General features: G+C 40.8%; 17 protein-coding genes and 1 pseudogene. 6 read left to right on the top strand and 12 right to left on the bottom strand.

Going from position 1 to position 16,493, the window contains the following annotated elements; all coding sequences use genetic code 11:
• Position 1: 1 nt before the first annotated feature.
• The 7 genes from MKZ05_RS04125 to MKZ05_RS04095 all read right to left on the bottom strand — a co-directional run bounded on the left by MKZ05_RS04125 (position 2) and on the right by MKZ05_RS04095 (position 6,994).
• Positions 2-829, bottom strand: coding sequence for a MerR family transcriptional regulator (locus MKZ05_RS04125; protein ID WP_268459421.1), 828 nt, complete (start codon positions 827-829; stop codon positions 2-4).
• 139 nt (positions 830-968) lie between these two features.
• The gene (locus MKZ05_RS04120; protein ID WP_050944775.1) at positions 969-1,481 is read right to left on the bottom strand and encodes a hypothetical protein; all 513 of its coding nucleotides are present in this window, start codon (positions 1,479-1,481) and stop codon (positions 969-971) included.
• Between the two features lie 4 nt (positions 1,482-1,485).
• Positions 1,486-1,896, bottom strand: a complete 411-nt coding sequence (locus MKZ05_RS04115) for a DUF6508 domain-containing protein (protein ID WP_251191481.1) — start codon at positions 1,894-1,896, stop codon at positions 1,486-1,488.
• 106 nt (positions 1,897-2,002) lie between these two features.
• Positions 2,003-3,862, bottom strand: coding sequence for an alpha/beta fold hydrolase (locus MKZ05_RS04110; protein ID WP_339161511.1), 1,860 nt, complete (start codon positions 3,860-3,862; stop codon positions 2,003-2,005).
• Between the two features lie 58 nt (positions 3,863-3,920).
• Positions 3,921-4,487: a TetR/AcrR family transcriptional regulator gene (locus tag MKZ05_RS04105; protein ID WP_137055526.1), complete on the bottom strand. Its 567-nt coding sequence runs from the start codon at positions 4,485-4,487 to the stop codon at positions 3,921-3,923.
• Between the two features lie 153 nt (positions 4,488-4,640).
• Positions 4,641-6,026 (bottom strand): 23S rRNA (uracil(1939)-C(5))-methyltransferase RlmD, encoded by a 1,386-nt coding sequence (gene rlmD / locus MKZ05_RS04100; RefSeq protein ID WP_339161509.1) that lies wholly within the window; start codon positions 6,024-6,026, stop codon positions 4,641-4,643.
• Between the two features lie 98 nt (positions 6,027-6,124).
• Positions 6,125-6,994, bottom strand: coding sequence for a DNA-3-methyladenine glycosylase (locus MKZ05_RS04095; protein ID WP_284907668.1), 870 nt, complete (start codon positions 6,992-6,994; stop codon positions 6,125-6,127).
• Positions 6,995-7,429: 435 nt separating this feature from the next.
• Between MKZ05_RS04095 and MKZ05_RS04090 the strand changes: the two genes are divergently transcribed.
• From MKZ05_RS04090 to MKZ05_RS04080, 3 genes and pseudogenes are all read left to right on the top strand, one after another.
• On the top strand, positions 7,430-7,942 hold the full coding sequence (locus MKZ05_RS04090) for a stress protein (RefSeq protein ID WP_339161506.1): 513 nt from the start codon (positions 7,430-7,432) through the stop codon (positions 7,940-7,942).
• A 132-nt stretch (positions 7,943-8,074) separates the two neighbouring features.
• The gene (gene corA, locus MKZ05_RS04085) at positions 8,075-9,034 is read left to right on the top strand and encodes a magnesium/cobalt transporter CorA (protein ID WP_339161504.1); all 960 of its coding nucleotides are present in this window, start codon (positions 8,075-8,077) and stop codon (positions 9,032-9,034) included.
• A 32-nt stretch (positions 9,035-9,066) separates the two neighbouring features.
• Positions 9,067-9,558 (top strand): annotated as a pseudogene (locus MKZ05_RS04080) (DUF2716 domain-containing protein).
• A gap of 35 nt (positions 9,559-9,593) precedes the next feature.
• On the opposite strand, the gene pdaA reads toward MKZ05_RS04080, so the two are convergent.
• Together pdaA and MKZ05_RS04070 are read right to left on the bottom strand one after the other, a co-directional pair.
• Positions 9,594-10,385 (bottom strand): delta-lactam-biosynthetic de-N-acetylase, encoded by a 792-nt coding sequence (gene pdaA, locus MKZ05_RS04075; protein WP_003218060.1) that lies wholly within the window; start codon positions 10,383-10,385, stop codon positions 9,594-9,596.
• Between the two features lie 101 nt (positions 10,386-10,486).
• Complete coding sequence (locus tag MKZ05_RS04070) at positions 10,487-10,678, bottom strand: SE1561 family protein (protein WP_003218031.1); 192 nt, start codon at positions 10,676-10,678, stop codon at positions 10,487-10,489.
• A gap of 147 nt (positions 10,679-10,825) precedes the next feature.
• Between MKZ05_RS04070 and yfkAB the strand changes: the two genes are divergently transcribed.
• The 3 genes from yfkAB to MKZ05_RS04055 all read left to right on the top strand — a co-directional run bounded on the left by yfkAB (position 10,826) and on the right by MKZ05_RS04055 (position 13,767).
• Positions 10,826-11,947, top strand: coding sequence for a radical SAM/CxCxxxxC motif protein YfkAB (gene yfkAB / locus MKZ05_RS04065; protein ID WP_050944782.1), 1,122 nt, complete (start codon positions 10,826-10,828; stop codon positions 11,945-11,947).
• 7 nt (positions 11,948-11,954) lie between these two features.
• Entirely contained in the window at positions 11,955-12,791 is an 837-nt protein-coding gene (locus MKZ05_RS04060; protein ID WP_111913178.1) for a mechanosensitive ion channel domain-containing protein, read from the top strand.
• A 256-nt stretch (positions 12,792-13,047) separates the two neighbouring features.
• The gene (locus MKZ05_RS04055; RefSeq protein WP_012009270.1) at positions 13,048-13,767 is read left to right on the top strand and encodes a YebC/PmpR family DNA-binding transcriptional regulator; all 720 of its coding nucleotides are present in this window, start codon (positions 13,048-13,050) and stop codon (positions 13,765-13,767) included.
• A gap of 355 nt (positions 13,768-14,122) precedes the next feature.
• On the opposite strand, the gene MKZ05_RS04050 is transcribed toward MKZ05_RS04055, so the two are convergent.
• The 3 genes from MKZ05_RS04050 to MKZ05_RS04040 form a co-directional block, all read right to left on the bottom strand.
• Positions 14,123-14,884 carry a YfkD famly protein gene (locus tag MKZ05_RS04050; RefSeq protein WP_223251243.1) on the bottom strand — a complete coding sequence of 254 codons (762 nt, stop codon included), beginning with the start codon at positions 14,882-14,884 and terminating at the stop codon, positions 14,123-14,125.
• Between the two features lie 88 nt (positions 14,885-14,972).
• Positions 14,973-16,040, bottom strand: coding sequence for a calcium/proton exchanger (cax, locus tag MKZ05_RS04045; protein WP_322000655.1), 1,068 nt, complete (start codon positions 16,038-16,040; stop codon positions 14,973-14,975).
• A gap of 64 nt (positions 16,041-16,104) precedes the next feature.
• Positions 16,105-16,482, bottom strand: coding sequence for an OsmC family protein (locus MKZ05_RS04040; RefSeq protein WP_106030315.1), 378 nt, complete (start codon positions 16,480-16,482; stop codon positions 16,105-16,107).
• Between the last annotated feature and the right edge of the window lie 11 nt (positions 16,483-16,493).

The following is a 16,493-nucleotide window of genomic DNA, read 5'->3' as shown; positions in this document are numbered from 1 at the left end:
TTTACGATTTGATTTCATCTATAATCGGAATTTGAATTTCAATGAGTCTGCCTTCTTCATTTTCAGACAATGGGTAATAAATCTCTCGGCCTGGCTGGTCTTCTTTCACGCGGTATCCATTATTTTCGATCCATGTCGCCAGGTCAATACAAGCTGTTTGTGCAGATGGAGAATGGGAATGAAATAATAATGTCGCCATGGTTTCTTCAGCAGGTAACGTGCGAATCGTGATCCCTTGAGGAAGAGTGCCCCTTAACGCTTTGACGGAATACCCCACCTCAAATTCGAACTCACTTTCTTTTTCGAATGATTCCCTCCATAGCACCACTTGTGGTCCCGAGATCGATTCTTGTTGATGTTTAAGTAATAAATGATGAAACGTTTGAAAGAATGAAGGAATGTCGTCAACAGTTCCATTGGATTGGAAAGACATGATGCGTTTGCTTTCAACAGATTTGATGATGACCTCCTGTTCTTTTTCAACACATCCCTCTCGTTTGATGAGGCGCATCCGCTCCTTAATACGCGCTAATTTCTGTTGTTCTCTCTCGATCAATTGCTGAATTTCACTTTCTTTCAGCAGAAACATGCCCTGAATCTGCTCTACTGAGATATCTTCACGAAGAAGCTGAGCCATTTGCTTTAACGTAAAGCCCAATTCCTTGTACAGAAAAATTCGGTTGACCTCAAGCAGCTGTTCAGCTGAGTAATAACGGTATCCTGAATCTTGATCAATCTGCTTAGGCTTTAATAAATCAATTTGGTCATAATATCTTAAGGTTTTAACAGGCACTTTACTTAACATAGAAAAATCGCCGATCTTGAACATCCTGCATCTCCTCCGTTTTGTTGATCTGATCAAAGTATAAACCTTTCAGTTAAGGGGAAGGTCAACATGAAGTTGAATAAATTTTTCAAAAGCGCGAAAAAACCTAGATGTCTCTAACATCTAGGTTTTGCTCATTATTCTAAAATTTTTCTAACAAGCCCATCTCTTCAACAATCTTTATATCATTCATAAACCGTTGCAAACTTACTTTGTTCTCTTTTTTCTGTAAATCTGAAGAATAACCTAAGCATAGATTAAAAATACGATCTAACCTTTCACCGACTCCGCTATAAAAATAATTTGTTAATATTCCATTATTTTCACTTGCAAGAACCACAACTGTAGCCATCTCTAGTACATATTCAATATCTTCTTTAGAAATCGTTCGATCCTTTTTCTTAGCATTCATGAATTCATGACTATGAATAGAACGTATCCTACCTTCAAGTAAATTGAGTATAGACTTTTTATAGATGACATACACACTGTGAATATCACTTTTATCAGGACAATAGGGATCTTGTAAAATGAATTTTATACGCTCATCTTCTTTTTCCATTTTTACTGCATCAAGATCATTTAATAAAATGTTATCGATTTCTTCTATTTTCATAGGAGGAAAAGTGTTGGCTGCATCTGTTTTACTTTTCATTTGATCACTCTAAACAATCCAATCTTTCTAGGCACTTTACAATAGCTCCGCTTTTAAAGAAATTGAGTATGGCACCCTCGCTAAATCGTTCGGCTCTCACAACCTCCATCATAAGAGCAAGCACACACTGTGCATTTAAATTTGAAATGTCCACATTCTCCATATCATTCATTCCCGATTCAATCCCATTTTCTCTAAGGATCTCTCTGTAGCGGATAAGCCCCATCTCTTCGTGTTGTTCTGCAAAGGTATAAATATCTTCAATCAAGTGACGGACCGTTTCGGAATATTTCACAAAAGGCATTTGAATCGGATGTTCAGCTGTTCCATCATTTTCTTGATCGATCACCCATTCTCCAATAGGATCTTCCTGAAGCAGCGGTATGTATTTTGTTAGAATATCGAATTGGCTCATTCTCATCCTCCTCTATTTCATTCATACGTTTTACTTTGTTTCTCACGATTTCATCAAGTATCCTACTATTAAAATTTTTTAGCCAGGCTGGTCTACCTCAAACCTTTTATTTATCCCATACCCTCATCTGCCTTATGACCAATGTTGCCGTTTCACTCGGATGGCTAAGTGGGAAATGATGACCATATGGAACAAAATCAACCTTGCCAAGATGTGACGGGGCAGAATAGCCTTTGTCATAATCCCCCCAAATAATATGAAGACGATCCTTTGTGACCTCATTGAAATCATCTTGATTGGTTATCTGTAGTAAATGGTTAAGCTGAACCGTCGTATTTAATATTCTAGGAGACGTAAAACTATTTCTGACTTTTTCAATATAATGTTCAGGGATGCTCTCCGTATTTTCAAACAAACCATTCCTTAATACATAACGCCCTATCATATTAGTCGTTGCCCATTTCAATGTCCATTTGTTCATCAATTGAGGAACATGTCGCGATGCAGCATTTTTCTTATCAACAGGCGGCTGAAGTAAAGTGATTGAATACTTCTGATCGATGTACTCTTGTACCAATGCTTCCAAGAGAATATACGCACCGAATGAATGGCCGATTAGATGTGCACCATTCGTCGCTTTCTCCAATACCTTTTTCAAGACATTCAAATACATATCTAGAAGCTGTTTCTCTCGTTTAAAAGGAGAACGTCCCAAACCTGGAAGATCCAAGATCCATACAGGTTGACCCGTTTTTTCATGTAGCTCTTGTGCTAAGGGGAATAAATCCTCTCCATCACTCAATAAACCATGTAATAAAATAAACGGTTTACCCTCTCCTTTTAATTGGTAAAGGGTCGTGTTATCACATAGTGTTCGTTTAAATAAATGATCATCCTTACCGTTTTGATTCATCATTCGATAATCCAGATCAGCTACTACAGCAGGGAAAAATTTCATGACACTCGTCTTCTTAAACCAATCTTCTCCCATTATTTTTTTCGCTGCAACATTTGAGAATGTTCGTTTTGTCATAAAATTCAGTCCGTCAGAAGGAATTTTAGTAATTTTACTTACGCCACTATTCATAACAGCCTTCATTAGTGGCATTGGGACAGAGATTTTTGGTGCCCTCATATTCATACTTTCTGACATCATACTCAATAATTCACCAATGTTCTGATCGTGCTGCCAGTCTTCAACAAGCGTATATGTTTGAATAGCTGGCTGCTCCAATCTGAAAACCTGCACAATAAACCTCGCAAACTCATCGTTTGAAATAAGTGGCAACCTATAATCCTTACCTCCAGGAATCACCGGCATGAGCCCTCTTCGCATACTCTTCACAAGCAAACCTAATCCTGCTATCTGCTCTGTACTCCCCGTTTGACTACTGCCGACGACAGTTGGCGGATTAATGACAGAAAGCGGATAACCTACTGCTGATGCCTGTTGACGAATATAAAGATCTGCTAAAAATTTTGTTCTCTCATATGGATTTTTTATTTTCAAATAATGGTTTCCTTCTTTAAACACATCAATTTCAATCTTGCTATTTTGATCATCAAAGGGACTCATATAACCGACAACATGAATAAATTGCTGCAAGCCCTTCGATTGATGAATACTTTTAGCTAATTCACTCATATGTTTGGCGCCATTTAAAAAGACGGAAGCTGCCTTTTTACTTGTCGTTTGAATATCCATGGGTCCTCCTGCGTGAATGATCACATCCGTTTTCAACACCTTCTCCTTATCTTCAACACTTAGACCCAAATCGACTTTCGTCAAATCACCTTCAACAAAGTGCATCACTGCTTCTTTTAAGATGCCTCTTTCTTGAAAAGTGCGTGTTGCCTTACTTTTCGATCTCACTAAAAGAAGAATGTTCACATCCTCTTTGACTAATTCTTTCACTAACTCCTTTCCAATAAAGCCCGTTCCACCAATTAATAATACTGTTCTCATATAAACATCTCCCTTTTAGTACTAATCAGTACTAATTTAGTGTGAAAAAAAAGCTTCTTTATCGAAGCAAGTTAAAAATATGATCGGCTGTTTTCGTAATGACAGTGGCATCCTTCAATGTTTCTGAAATAAATAACGCGCCTTCAAGATTGGTAATAAATAGTGATGCAACCTCATCAATATGAATCGTCTTTCTGAATTCTCCATTCTCTACTCCTTGTTTCAGTAATAGAGAAACTTTCTTTTGTAATCCTGTAAAAAACCGACCTATTTTTTCTTTTATTTGTGTGGCCTGTGTAGGACTTTGAATATAAAGAGTAATAAATGGACAACTCCCTTTATAGTCTCTCGATTGAACTCCTTGTGATAATTGCTTCAAAAACAGTTGGATACGTTCTTCAACTAAAAATTGGTTCTGAGATAGTACGTCATCAATTGCAGATTGATACATGTCAATCCAATAATCAACGACCCCTTCTAATAATTCCTCCTTATTAGAAAAGTGATAATACACATTAGACTTTGACACTTTGCTTACACGTACTAATTCATCCATGCTTGTATAAGCAAATCCTTTTTCTAAAAATAAAGTTGCAGCTACTTCAAGCACACGTTTTTGATTCATTAATTTTACTTTTTTCATAATTAGAACTATATAGTACTAATTTACACATTGCAAGTATTTATGTTCATTTAGAAAAAGTCTGATGAAAGAAATGCCCGCAAAACAAAAAAAAGCTCGAAAATCTAATATTGATTTTCGAGCCTTGATTAAAGTCTATTTTTTCACGAGCGATACAACAGTCTCCACATGTGCCGTGTGCGGGAACATATCGACTGGCTGCATGTATTCGATTTTGTAGTCTTTTGACATATATTCGAGGTCTTTTGCTAGTGTTGATGGGTTGCAAGAGACGTAGACAAGGCGTTTTGGCTTGACTTGTTTGACGGTGTCTAAGAAGGTGCTCTCGCAGCCTGTTCTTGGCGGGTCCACGACGATGACGTCAGGACGGAAGCCTTCTTTGACCCATTTTGGCAGCCAATGTTCAGCTGTTCCTGTCACATAGGTCGCGTTTTTCATGCCGTGTTTTTTGGCATTTTTCTTGGCATCATCAATCGATTCTTTGATGACATCCATTCCTCGTACTTCTTTGGCGCCATCTGAAAGCCACATCCCAATCGTTCCAACGCCGCAATACGCATCGACAACTTTTTCTTTGCCAGTTAGTTTTGCCGCTTTTTTCGCTTCGTCGTAAAGCTTTAGCGTTTGCTTCGGATTCAATTGGAAGAAAGCACGTGCACTCAGTTCAAAGGAGACGTCTCCTAAAAATTCTTGAATGACCATGTTGCCAGCTAGGTGAGATGTCTTATGGCCAAAGATGACCGACGTTTTTTCACCATTGATGTTGTGCATAATGGACGTCACTTCTGGCAGACGTTTTTGAATGGCTTCGGCGATTTCTTTTTTCTTTGGAAATTCCGGCTTTGATGTGACAAGAACGACCTGCACTTCCCCTGTTTCAAAGCCGACACGCACAACAATTGAGCGTACATCGCCTTTTCTCGTCCGTTCATTGTAGACCGATACACCGAATTTCTCTAAAATTTTGCGGACAACGCCCGTTGTTTTGTTCGTTTTCGGATGCTGCACGATGCATTCCTTGATCGGGACAAGCTTATGAGAGTTCAGTCCGTATAGCCCCGCAATGATGTCGCCGCTATGAGAACGCCCTACTTGGAACTGACTTTTATTTCGGTAGTGCCACGGATCTTCCATACCGATCGTTGGTCGAATATCTAACTTTTCAACTGATATCTTCGTATGTCGTTCCATTGATTGAATGACAATATCTCGTTTTTCCTTTAGCTGCTGCTCATACGCCAAATGCTGAAGCTGACAGCCGCCGCACTCTTCGTATACTGGGCATGGCGGTTTCACTCGATGCTCGGAGCGCTTTCTAACTTTCCTAACCGTACCTTCTGCATATTTTGCTTGGACATTCGTTGCTTCCACAACCACTTCTTCGCCTGGAAGAGCACCCGGGACAAAGACTACTTGCTTTTTAAAATAACCGACCCCTTCTCCATTAATGCCAAGGCGTTTAATGGTAAGCGGAAACTGCTGTCCCTTTTGCAAAAGGGCACCTTGCTGTTTTTCCTTCACTTCATTCTCTCCGTTCTATCTGAACCGTTGATAGGTTGTCTTCATTTTATTCCATCTCATTAGTATACCATGACTTGGACAAAGAGAGAAAATCCCTTTCATTTATCTGTCTCAATGCTTCTCCATAAATATAAAGAAGCGTAGCTTAAATAAGGAGTCCAATCCTTGCTGAATGCTGCCATCTCTTCTTTTGTCGGCTTTTCAGGCAGGTCAAAATGCCGCTTGATGGCGTTTTGAATCCCGATATCTGCCATCGGAAAGAGATTTGGTCTTCCAAGTCCATTCATGAGCACATTTTGAACTGTCCAAGGTCCAATCCCTCTAATTGGAAGCAGACGTTCTTCCACCTCCAGATCAGTTAAATCATGTAATTCTTCTAAACAAAGAGAGCCGCTCACAATTCGCTTCGAGACATCGATGACATATTCCGCTTTCCGCTGACTAAATTGGAGCTTTCTCAATTCCCCTGTTTCAAGTGAGGCGATGGTTTCTGGTAAAGGATCAAACCAAACCCCCTCTATTTGCTCGCCATACGTATGAACAAACCGTTTTGTGAGTTCATAGGCAAACGCCAGATTGAGCTGCTGATGAATGATGCATTTCATCAAGCAATGATATAAGTGAAAATCCAGCATGAGCGGTGTCCCCTTATGACGCTCAAAAACGGGGGCTAGATTTGTTTGAGAAAAATGCTCATGCACAGCGTCTAATTGATGCTCCATGCCAAATATCCGCTTCACCTCACATATGAGAGGTTCCTCAGGACCATTTCCTTTCACCCGAAACGTGGGTGCTTCTTTTGTTCCGGTGGCTTGAACGACGACAACGTATGGTTTTTGTTCTAATCTGATTGGTACTTTGATTTCTCTTTTATTCAAATCGACTGCTTTTAATGGATCATTTGATAAGCGTCTTAGCACTTGATCGAAGTGATATGGCGGTTCAACCACCAGCTGTTTTTCCCACATGTTTTCCCTCTTCCTTTCTGCAAATACGCGCAGATGCAATTGTTTCATTTTGCTTGAATGATTCTCTATATTAAATACTTTTGAATATAAAGAGTACAAGAATTTATCAGTTATATCTTCCTTATTTGTGGTCATTCTCCTTTTGGTCTGATGAAAGTTTTTGGTCGAATTCAGCTAATATTCGACATGATCCTCCAATATTTTAGGATCATTTTCCTTAAATTAGAAATAGAACCTCTGGGTGATATCTTCTATCCCGAAAAAATTTGTATAATTATGACATATCAAGGAGGTGACAAAGGAATTAGCTGATTAGGCAATCATTTGTTTTATCTTGCAGGAACATATTTTACCTCATTGATAACCGGCTTCACCTAGTTTCACTTTTTACGAAAAGGAAGACCCAAACATTTTAAAACAAAGGAGATCCGACCAATGAAAAAAACCATTCTTTCTATTGCCCTTGCCACTGCTGTTTCTTCGACACTGCCAGTATTTGCTGACGCTGCTGAGAAAAAAACGTCAACACCCGCCTCTACTACACTACAGCAAACTGTATTAAACAAAGCTGCTGAAGGAAAAGCTGGAACGACAGCTAGTCCTAATGTTAACGTCAACTTCGATGTTCTTGGGATTGCCAATGCGATTGTTAACGCAGTAAACGCAAATGCAAACCGTCCTGGGTTCGTTAAAGGCGTGATGGAAAGCACATTCTATGCTGCTGGTGGCAGATATAATGTCATGGTCTTTAACCTAAGCCAAAATTATGAAGACCGCTTTAACGGCGTGAAAACTTTTGCAACTGCTAATCTTGGTAACGTTGTTTACGGTATTTGGGTATTTGAAAGTGGTACCTTTAAAAACAACGGCGATGGCGGCTGGGATAACTGGGCATTCAGAGGCTGGTTTGACCGTCAAGATAAATTTGTTACGTTCCATCGTCCTTAATTCTCGGTTTTATCCATCAATCATACACGCACAATGGACCGATCTCAGTGATGAGATCGGCTTTTTTATGGAGAGAATGTATAAGTTCACTGGCGTTGCTTCATGATATAATGCAAGTCTGGAGGGGTGTATATGCTGAAAAAACTTGCAGTGACAAAGAACGGAGACTTGATTGAACATGCAACATTGCACCAGCTTTCAAGCCCCGATATCGCCTGGTATTGGATTGACTTTCATGCGCCAACGAAAAAGGAAGCAGCGCTGCTGAAGGAATTCTTTCAGTTTCATCCGCTTTCAATTGAAGATTGCTTCCATTATTTACAGCGGCCTAAGCTTGATTTTTATGAAGAGTATTTATTTTTCGTTCTTCATGCTCTCAATCAAAAAACACTTCGTTCAGAGGAAGTGGACCTGTTTGTTGGGGAAAGTTTTATTGTCACCTTTCATTTAAAGGAAGCACCATACATTGATCGTGTGATGCGAAAGCTAAAAGCATCTGAACACGCGCGAAATAGTGGACCTGAGCATCTTGCCTACATGCTGATTGATGATCTGGTTGATGATTATTTCCCGATTATTTATCAAATTGAAGACAGGTTAAATGAGATCGAAGATGAAGAAGGTCATAAAACGTATGGTACTTTAATGAACGAAGTATTCGGAATTCGGTCAGACTTGTTAAAGCTAAGAAGGACAATTATTCCGATGAGAGACCTTTTATATCGTATCGTGAACATTAATATGATGAAAAACGATAAAAATAGACAAGCCTATTTCAATGATATCTATGACCACCTTCTGAAATTAACAGAGATTGTCGAATCAAACCGTGATATGACAGCCGATTTACGAGACAGCTATCAGACGCTGAATTCTAACCGAATGAATGCAATCATGATGACGCTGACCATTGTATCGACCATCTTTATTCCATTGACCTTTATTGTTGGAGTGTACGGAATGAACTTTGATAACATGCCTGAATTACACTGGAAGTATGGCTATTTTGGCGTACTGATTTTCATGGGTCTGCTCGTCTCGGGTATGCTTTTGTGGTTTAAGCATAAAGGATGGTTCCGCATATTCAAATAATGTGTAGAGTGAATGACTGAGGAGGCGGTTAGATAAAAAACTGGATTCCTTTGTCTCATCAAGAACTAAAGCTCGTATGGGAGACGCTCTATCGAGATTTCAAATTTAATCCGAGCCTCTCTCGTTTTCCCTCATTTCGCATACCTTCTCCTTTCATTACATATGATATTTCTGCTTATTTTGAGGACTCTTCCCTTCTCCATGCAGATGAAGACCTTGAAGAGAAAGCATGACTTGTTTTTCAGGAGCTTGTCAGAACAGACGAATATATGCTGGCACTTGATTGGCAGCACGAATGCTACTGGATCACACCATACGGCTCATTTGAAAAAGATGAATTCGGAGATTGGACAGTGCCTGCGCTTCCGAACGGGGATTATTATTTCTTTTTATCAAAAGAGATGCATTGGGGCTTGCTAGGACATCCTTGGGAGCAAAGTATCACGATTTTCGGTGAGGGCTTGATTGACTCTTTCACGCGTCATCATCCGATTTTGTTTCAGCGTAAAATAAGAGAAGGATAAAGAAAAAGCTCGCAGGTCTTCTGCAAGCTTTTTTTCTATAGCTGAGGCAGGTGCCATACTTTTTCAAGCATGAGATCGTCTAGGCTTTTAAAGGAATAACCTTGTTTTTTCAGTGACGTGATGGCATCATCCAATGCCTCGGCATTGTCTCTTGAGACGGTATGAAGTAAGTAAATGGCACCTGGGTGCGCCTGCTTCATCATTTGATCGTAAGCATACTGTTTTCCTTTTTGATGATGAATATGCCAGTCCACAAACGCCACTGACCAGAAAACGGTTTGGTAACCGAGCTCTTTTGTTTCCTTCAGCACTCTTTCACTGAATACACCGCGCGGCGGACGAAGATAGAGGTTGTCTTGTTTTCCAGTGATTTTGTATACAGCTTCATTGACGCGTCCCAGCTCTTCTTTGATTTCTTTCGTACTCTTTGTTGTTAAATCTGGATGATGATAGGAATGGTTGCCGATGATATGACCTTCCTCCGCCATACGTTTAACGAGCTCAGGCTGGTCCTTGACAAAGTGACCTGTCACAAAAAAGGTGGCTGGCACTTGATGTTTTTTCAGCACATCTAAGATCTTGGGCGTGTACCCATTTTCATAGCCATTGTCGAAGGTAAAATAAATCTCTTTCTTTTTCGTGCTTCCTAAATAGAAGGCATCATACTTTTTTAAAAGGGCGTTCAGTTCTTTACCCGCATCCGCTGGCTTGTGTTCTTTGCTTTTCGCAAATCCCCAATGGACGGGCTGATTAGACACGGCTTCCGCTTCTGAGAGAGGCATGGATACAAAAAGCGCACATAAACAGATGAGCATGTATTTTTTCATTTACGTCACTTCCCGGTTTTTCTTCTATTGTGCAGAATAAGACCGAGACTCATACACTGATTCACCTGCCAATTTAAAGAAAAAAGCCCGCACTGTGCGAGCTATTCTTCCTTCCAATCGGTTTTAAACCGTTCATATTTTGCTTCTAGGTCGTCAATCATCTGGATCAGTCTGTCTATATCCTCAACATCTGTTGATTCTGGATCTAATGAATCAATCACATTCATAAACATATCTAATCGGTTCTTTAAATAATCAACCTGCTGCTCTTTGCTGTCTGCTGCCTTGCCCATAGATACACTCCCTTTAGCATTTGTTTCTAGCTTATCTTTTTTTCCCTTGTAAATCAATGAAACCCCCACTTGCGTATAACGGTGATGGGGCTTAAAATTAACTGTTGGCGGGTCCACGTTTGCCCGAATGAAAAGGAGATAGATACCATGAACCAAAAAACAGCACTTCGTCCGATTACACCTGCATATGACCCTTGGGAAGCCTATCTTGATGTGCAGGATTACGGGGAGATGAAGCTGACAAATATTGAATTTACAACCACGACGTTGTGTAACATGAGATGTGAGCACTGCGCGGTCGGCTATACTTTGCAGCCAAAAGACCCGAATGCACTGCCGCTTGATTTACTGCTTCGCCGTTTAGATGAAGTTCCGCTTCTGCGGTCCATCAGTATTACAGGCGGAGAGCCGATGCTTTCTCTCAAATCTGTGCGGGAATATGTCGTCCCTTTATTAAAGTATGCCCATGAACGCGGCGTCCGTACACAGATCAATTCAAACTTAACACTTGATTTGGCGCGATATGAAGAGATTATTCCATACTTAGATGTTCTTCACATCTCACATAACTGGGGAACTGTCGAAGAGTTTGCAACGGTCGGTTTTGCGATGATGGACAGAAAACCAACCTTTGAGCAGCGCGAGAAATTATTTAACCGCATGATTGAAAATAGCCGGGCACTTGTCAAAGCAGGTGTTACCGTATCTGCTGAAACCATGCTTAATAAACGCACACTTCCATATATTGAACACATCCACCGGCAAATTGTGGAGGAAATGAAATGCCAGCGCCACGAAGTTCACCCGATGTACCCAAGTGATTTTGCCAGCGCCCTTGAATCATTGACGCTTCCGCAAATGCGTGATGCGATTCATCAGCTGCTTGATATTCGTGATCAAGACACATGGATGCTGTTTGGCACCCTGCCATTTTATTCTTGCAGTACAGATGAAGAAGACCAGCGCCTCCTCAAACGATTACGCCAGGAGAAGCATGTCACGGTACGAAATGACCCTGACGGACGCTCACGGTTGAATGTGAATATTTTTGATGGGAATATTATTGTGACAGACTTTGGCGATACACCGCCGCTTGGAAATATTGCGACCGATACATTGCAATCAGCTTATACTCGCTGGATGGACACAAAATTAGCAAAAGAGCTGAATTGTCATTGTCCAAGCGTACAATGCCTCGGTCCGAATGTTCTTGTGAAAAACAGCTATTATCAAGATGTTGATTTTACTTCTCGTACAGCCAGGGGGTAACCGATAGATGGACGATACATTTCTGACAGTGGTCAAGAACAAATACATTGAAATTCTAATTGTTGGACTTGTTCTTTGGCTTGCCGTCTTTATCATCAACAAAGCCCTTCAGATTTTCTTTAAACGAACGGAGTTTATTGAAGATAAGAAGAAGAAAACGATCGAGAGCTTGGTCAAATCTGTGACGAAGTACACAGCTTCAATTTGCTTTGTATTCTATGTCATTTCTCTCTTCTTTCATGATTTTGGAAAAATTCTTGCAGGTGCCGGTGTTGCCGGGATCGTCATCGGTTTTGGCGCCCAGACGCTGATTCGCGATATTTTAGCAGGCATCTTCCTGATCTATGAACGTCAGATTCATAAAGGGGATTATGTGACAGTGAATAACCTGTTTAATGGAACGATTGAAGAAATTGGTCTCCGCTCTCTGCAAATTAGAGAATGGAGCGGCAAGCTGTTAACCATTTCTAACGGAGACATCCGGCAAATTCAAAACTATAACATGCACTACATGCGGATTACGGAGTCTGTATTAATTAGTGCGAATCAAAACCCAGACACCGCCTTTCAAGCACTCGAAACGGCCTGTGACAATTTAAATCAAATGCATCATGATTTTCTTAAAAAAGATGAATTCCAGCATGCCATTGAACCGTTTCAAGTCCATGGCATTATGGGTCTGAACAAGCTGAACCGCGGGATTGAGCTCACAGTGAAAGGAATGGTCGAAGACGAAAAATACTTCGATGCTGCCCTCGCTGTCCGAAAAGAAATGATCAAACAACTTCATCAGCATGATGTCAAATTGCTTGAAGATCTCGTTTATCCCCAGCCTGCAAAATAACCTCATTTGTGATGGGGTTATTTTTTATATCATCGGCTCTTATTTCTTTATTTATTAGGTGCGCCGAGCTGACTCGGGCTCTCGAAAAACATGAAACGCTTGAACAGCTTGGACACATCCGTTAAGAATTCTCTTCATTTCAGCCCTCTAACTTCTATCCTCTTGACTAATTCATGTATAATAGAAAACAGAATGATTTCATGCAGCATGGGGACCCTCATACTGTGTATTTTCTAAGTGAAAGAGAGTGAAGAAGATGGGTCGTAAGTGGAACAACATTAAAGAAAAGAAAGCATCAAAGGATGCCAGTACAAGTCGTATTTACGCAAAATTCGGGCGTGAAATCTATGTGGCTGCCAAACAAGGTGAGCCAAACCCAGAATCAAACCAAGCACTTCGTTTTGTCCTAGAACGTGCAAAAACATATAGTGTCCCAAAACACATTGTAGACCGTGCCATTGAAAAAGCCAAAGGCGGTGCGGAAGAGAATTTCGATGAGCTGCGCTACGAAGGATTTGGTCCAAACGGATCGATGGTAATCGTTGATGCCCTCACCAATAACGTGAACCGCACAGCGTCAGATGTTCGTGCGGCTTTCGGAAAAAATGGTGGAAACATGGGCGTAAGCGGCTCTGTTGCCTACATGTTTGACCAAACAGCTGTCATCGGTGTCGAAGGAAAAAGTGAAGAAGAAACACTTGAGCTTTTAATGGAAGCAGACGTTGATGTACGTGACATCATGGAAGAAGATGAAACGGTGATTGTGTACGCTGAACCAGATCAATTCCATCAAGTACAAGAAGCATTCAAACAAGCCGGCGTAGAAGAATTCACTGTCGCTGAAATCACAATGCTTCCTCAAAATGAAGTGACATTAGATGATGAATCTAAAGAACAATTCGAGAAACTAATCGATGTATTAGAAGAGCTTGAAGACGTGCAGCAGGTTTATCATAATGTGGATTTAGGGGAATAAAAAACTTAAGCCAAAGTAGTCGTTAGGTTCATCAACTTCTACTAAGGTTTTTTTATTTCCCTGAAAAAATGTAATATATGGATAAGGTGTTAATGTATACAATTTCCAAGGAGCTGAGTTTCATTTTTAAAACATGGTGGTTTTCTTATTATGGATTTATGATCATCCCTTATCTTGGTCTATGTTTTAATTTCAACAACTTAACGATATTTACTAAAGTGATCTTCTTTCTTTTTATCGTATGGTATTTATATAACGCCTTTGACTTTTACATGAATGAGCTAAAAAGAAAAAAAGAGAAACCCGAATAGCAAAAAAAACAGTCATCTCCCCTTGATAAGAGGAGATGACTGTTTTAATTCATCCCTTGAAACCCAAACGTCAGGTGATCCTGAACAGGAATCCAAGCGCCGATTCCTTGTGAGGTCACGTTTTTCACGACGAGTTTGCGTTTATTTCCTTTAAGCACAAGGTACACTTCTCCGTATGTGACCTTTCCTTTTTCATTAATCGCTGGTGCATAGGCATGAAGCGATGCTGCTTTTTTCGGAGAGACGTGGTATGACTGATCTCGTTTTGTTCCTGCGCCAATGACTGTGTCAAATGCGAGGGGTAGCTTTGTCTTTTGAATGGCTTTTTGCATCATCAATGTTTTTACATCTTCTGGGCTTGGCACTTTTGCTGTGAGCCCGCCGCTCACTTTTACTTGCTGCTTTTGAACATATTTGCCAATGGCTGTTTTGTTGCCGCCTCTGTTATCAATATGATTCGTATTCACTTTTTTGTATTCCCAGTTGGCGACCGTTTCGTTTGAATCATAGCTCAGTGCCCATCTTCCAAGGAAAATGGTCGCGCGGTAACCAACAGCTAATGGCGTCCCTGAAATGCTGGATTCATTCAGCATTTTGATCAAATGGGTATTCTCAATCGGCACATTCGTTGTTTTAAACAATTCGGCTGTCAGCTCGCTCGGCTGGAGCAATGGCTGATCCTGTGACGCATTCGGATACGTATTCTCCTTAGAAATACTGGCGACAGACGATGGCACTTTAAATGGCTTTGCCGCCTCCGCTGGAAAGCTGTATAGAAAACTTAAGGATAAGAGAACAACAAACATGATGCGGGGCATCTTTTTCATATCATCACTCTTTCTCATTCATTTTTCCATAGTATTTTCCGCAAAGGCGTCCCTTATCCACAAAAGATTATAAAAGGAAAAATCCAATCGCCATAATAAAATAGGCAGCAAGTAATGTGGCGCCTTCAAACCAATTGGTATCTCCGTCATTAGATAAAATGACTGTGAGTAACACGGCGGATGCCATCGCAATGAGCTCTGGTAAGGAGAAAATGAGTGGCATCTGCGTATTGAAAAAAAGCGAACTGATGACAAGGATTGGTGCCACCATCATCGCAACCTGAAGCGTGGAACCAAAAGCTATTTCCACTGCGACATCCATTTTGTTTTTATACGCCATGATAATAGCAGAGGCATGTTCTGCGGCATTGCCTACGATGGCCACAATAATGACTCCGATAAACAGCTCACTCCAGCCAAATTGTTCCCCTACCGTATCAAATGTATGAACGAGGCGCTCTGAAATGTACGCAACGGCCATCGTTGCAAGCAGCAAAATCAAAGTGGCAAACTTACCAGACCATTCAGGTATTTCTTCTTCCGTCTCCGCCTCTCCGTCCAAGCTCTCCTGCTTGGCAACATAGACACCTCGGTGGCTCACTAGTTTGAAATAGAGCGCAGCAACATAAAGCAAAATCATCACAATGCTAATGCCAATGCTTAAAACAAATTGCTTCTCCTCAGCCATTTCCACCGAAAACACTTCTGGAATGACAAACGCCACAATAATGGCAAACATGAGCAATCCCGAGTTGTGCCTTGCATCGTGGACATTGAACACTTGGCGCTTATATTTTAATCCGCCAACGAAAAAAGACAGCCCCGCCACAAGCAGTAAGTTTCCGATCACTGAGCCAGTTAACGACGCAAGGACGATGGCTGTCAGTCCTTGCTTTAATGCAAAAAACGAAATAATTAACTCCACCGCATTTCCAAATGTGGCGTTTAAAAGCCCGCCAATTCTGGGACCTGCTATGATGGCAAGACTTTCTGTGGCTCTTCCCATAAAACTAGCAAGACCAATAATGGCGATACAATACACAGCAAACATGATGACCTGCGGAAAATGAAGAAAACTGCCAATCACCGATAGCGGCACACCAATTGCGACAATCACAAGAAACAAACGATTCATACAGCCATTCTCCTTTACATATGTCTGACTGTTATTCTTTCGTGAGTGCCGGCTTCATATACATTTAGATTTTCTCGTGTGAGAAGGTGATTTCAATACTACCTTTCACAGACTGCACCATCGCGCAATGCTTCAATGCCAGTTTAATGCTTTTCTCTATTTGTTCATCAGATGTACGGACGCCTTCAAATAAAATATGTAAATGAATACGGGAGATTTTGTTTACAGCTCCTGCTCTTGTCGTTTCAGGAGTAATCGTCAGCCCTTCCCAGGATATTCGCTTTTTCCGGCATACATGAATGAGCATTTCTCCAAAACAGCCGGCAATAGCTGAGGTGAATAATTGAGATGGCCTGTACCCCGTTTCTTCATTTGCTGATATATACAGCTGCCTTTCATCTATTCCCGCGATCCACCCGCCTGATTCGTATATCAGTTTCATTCCTTTCCCAC

The sequence above is a fragment of the Bacillus sp. FSL M8-0277 genome, assembly GCF_037975305.1.
GTDB lineage: Bacteria > Bacillota > Bacilli > Bacillales > Bacillaceae > Bacillus > Bacillus pumilus.
The sequence above is the reverse complement of the archived record's forward strand: the minus strand, read 5'-3'. Positions and strand labels throughout refer to the sequence as shown.

Excerpts from the sequence above, each read along its gene's own strand:
- MKZ05_RS04125 (WP_268459421.1), bottom strand. The coding sequence starts at position 829 with ATGTTCAAGATCGGCGATTTTTCTATGTTAAGTAAAGTGCCTGTTAAA.
- MKZ05_RS04120 (WP_050944775.1), bottom strand. The coding sequence starts at position 1,481 with ATGAAAAGTAAAACAGATGCAGCCAACACTTTTCCTCCTATGAAAATA.
- MKZ05_RS04115 (WP_251191481.1), bottom strand. The coding sequence starts at position 1,896 with ATGAGCCAATTCGATATTCTAACAAAATACATACCGCTGCTTCAGGAA.
- MKZ05_RS04110 (WP_339161511.1), bottom strand. The coding sequence starts at position 3,862 with ATGAGAACAGTATTATTAATTGGTGGAACGGGCTTTATTGGAAAGGAG.
- MKZ05_RS04105 (WP_137055526.1), bottom strand. The coding sequence starts at position 4,487 with ATGAATCAAAAACGTGTGCTTGAAGTAGCTGCAACTTTATTTTTAGAA.
- MKZ05_RS04095 (WP_284907668.1), bottom strand. The coding sequence starts at position 6,994 with ATGTGGGAAAAACAGCTGGTGGTTGAACCGCCATATCACTTCGATCAA.
- MKZ05_RS04090 (WP_339161506.1), top strand. The coding sequence starts at position 7,430 with ATGAAAAAAACCATTCTTTCTATTGCCCTTGCCACTGCTGTTTCTTCG.
- corA (WP_339161504.1), top strand. The coding sequence starts at position 8,075 with ATGCTGAAAAAACTTGCAGTGACAAAGAACGGAGACTTGATTGAACAT.
- pdaA (WP_003218060.1), bottom strand. The coding sequence starts at position 10,385 with ATGAAAAAATACATGCTCATCTGTTTATGTGCGCTTTTTGTATCCATG.
- MKZ05_RS04070 (WP_003218031.1), bottom strand. The coding sequence starts at position 10,678 with ATGGGCAAGGCAGCAGACAGCAAAGAGCAGCAGGTTGATTATTTAAAG.
- yfkAB (WP_050944782.1), top strand. The coding sequence starts at position 10,826 with ATGAACCAAAAAACAGCACTTCGTCCGATTACACCTGCATATGACCCT.
- MKZ05_RS04060 (WP_111913178.1), top strand. The coding sequence starts at position 11,955 with ATGGACGATACATTTCTGACAGTGGTCAAGAACAAATACATTGAAATT.
- MKZ05_RS04055 (WP_012009270.1), top strand. The coding sequence starts at position 13,048 with ATGGGTCGTAAGTGGAACAACATTAAAGAAAAGAAAGCATCAAAGGAT.
- MKZ05_RS04050 (WP_223251243.1), bottom strand. The coding sequence starts at position 14,884 with ATGTTTGTTGTTCTCTTATCCTTAAGTTTTCTATACAGCTTTCCAGCG.
- cax (WP_322000655.1), bottom strand. The coding sequence starts at position 16,040 with ATGAATCGTTTGTTTCTTGTGATTGTCGCAATTGGTGTGCCGCTATCG.
- MKZ05_RS04040 (WP_106030315.1), bottom strand. The coding sequence starts at position 16,482 with ATGAAACTGATATACGAATCAGGCGGGTGGATCGCGGGAATAGATGAA.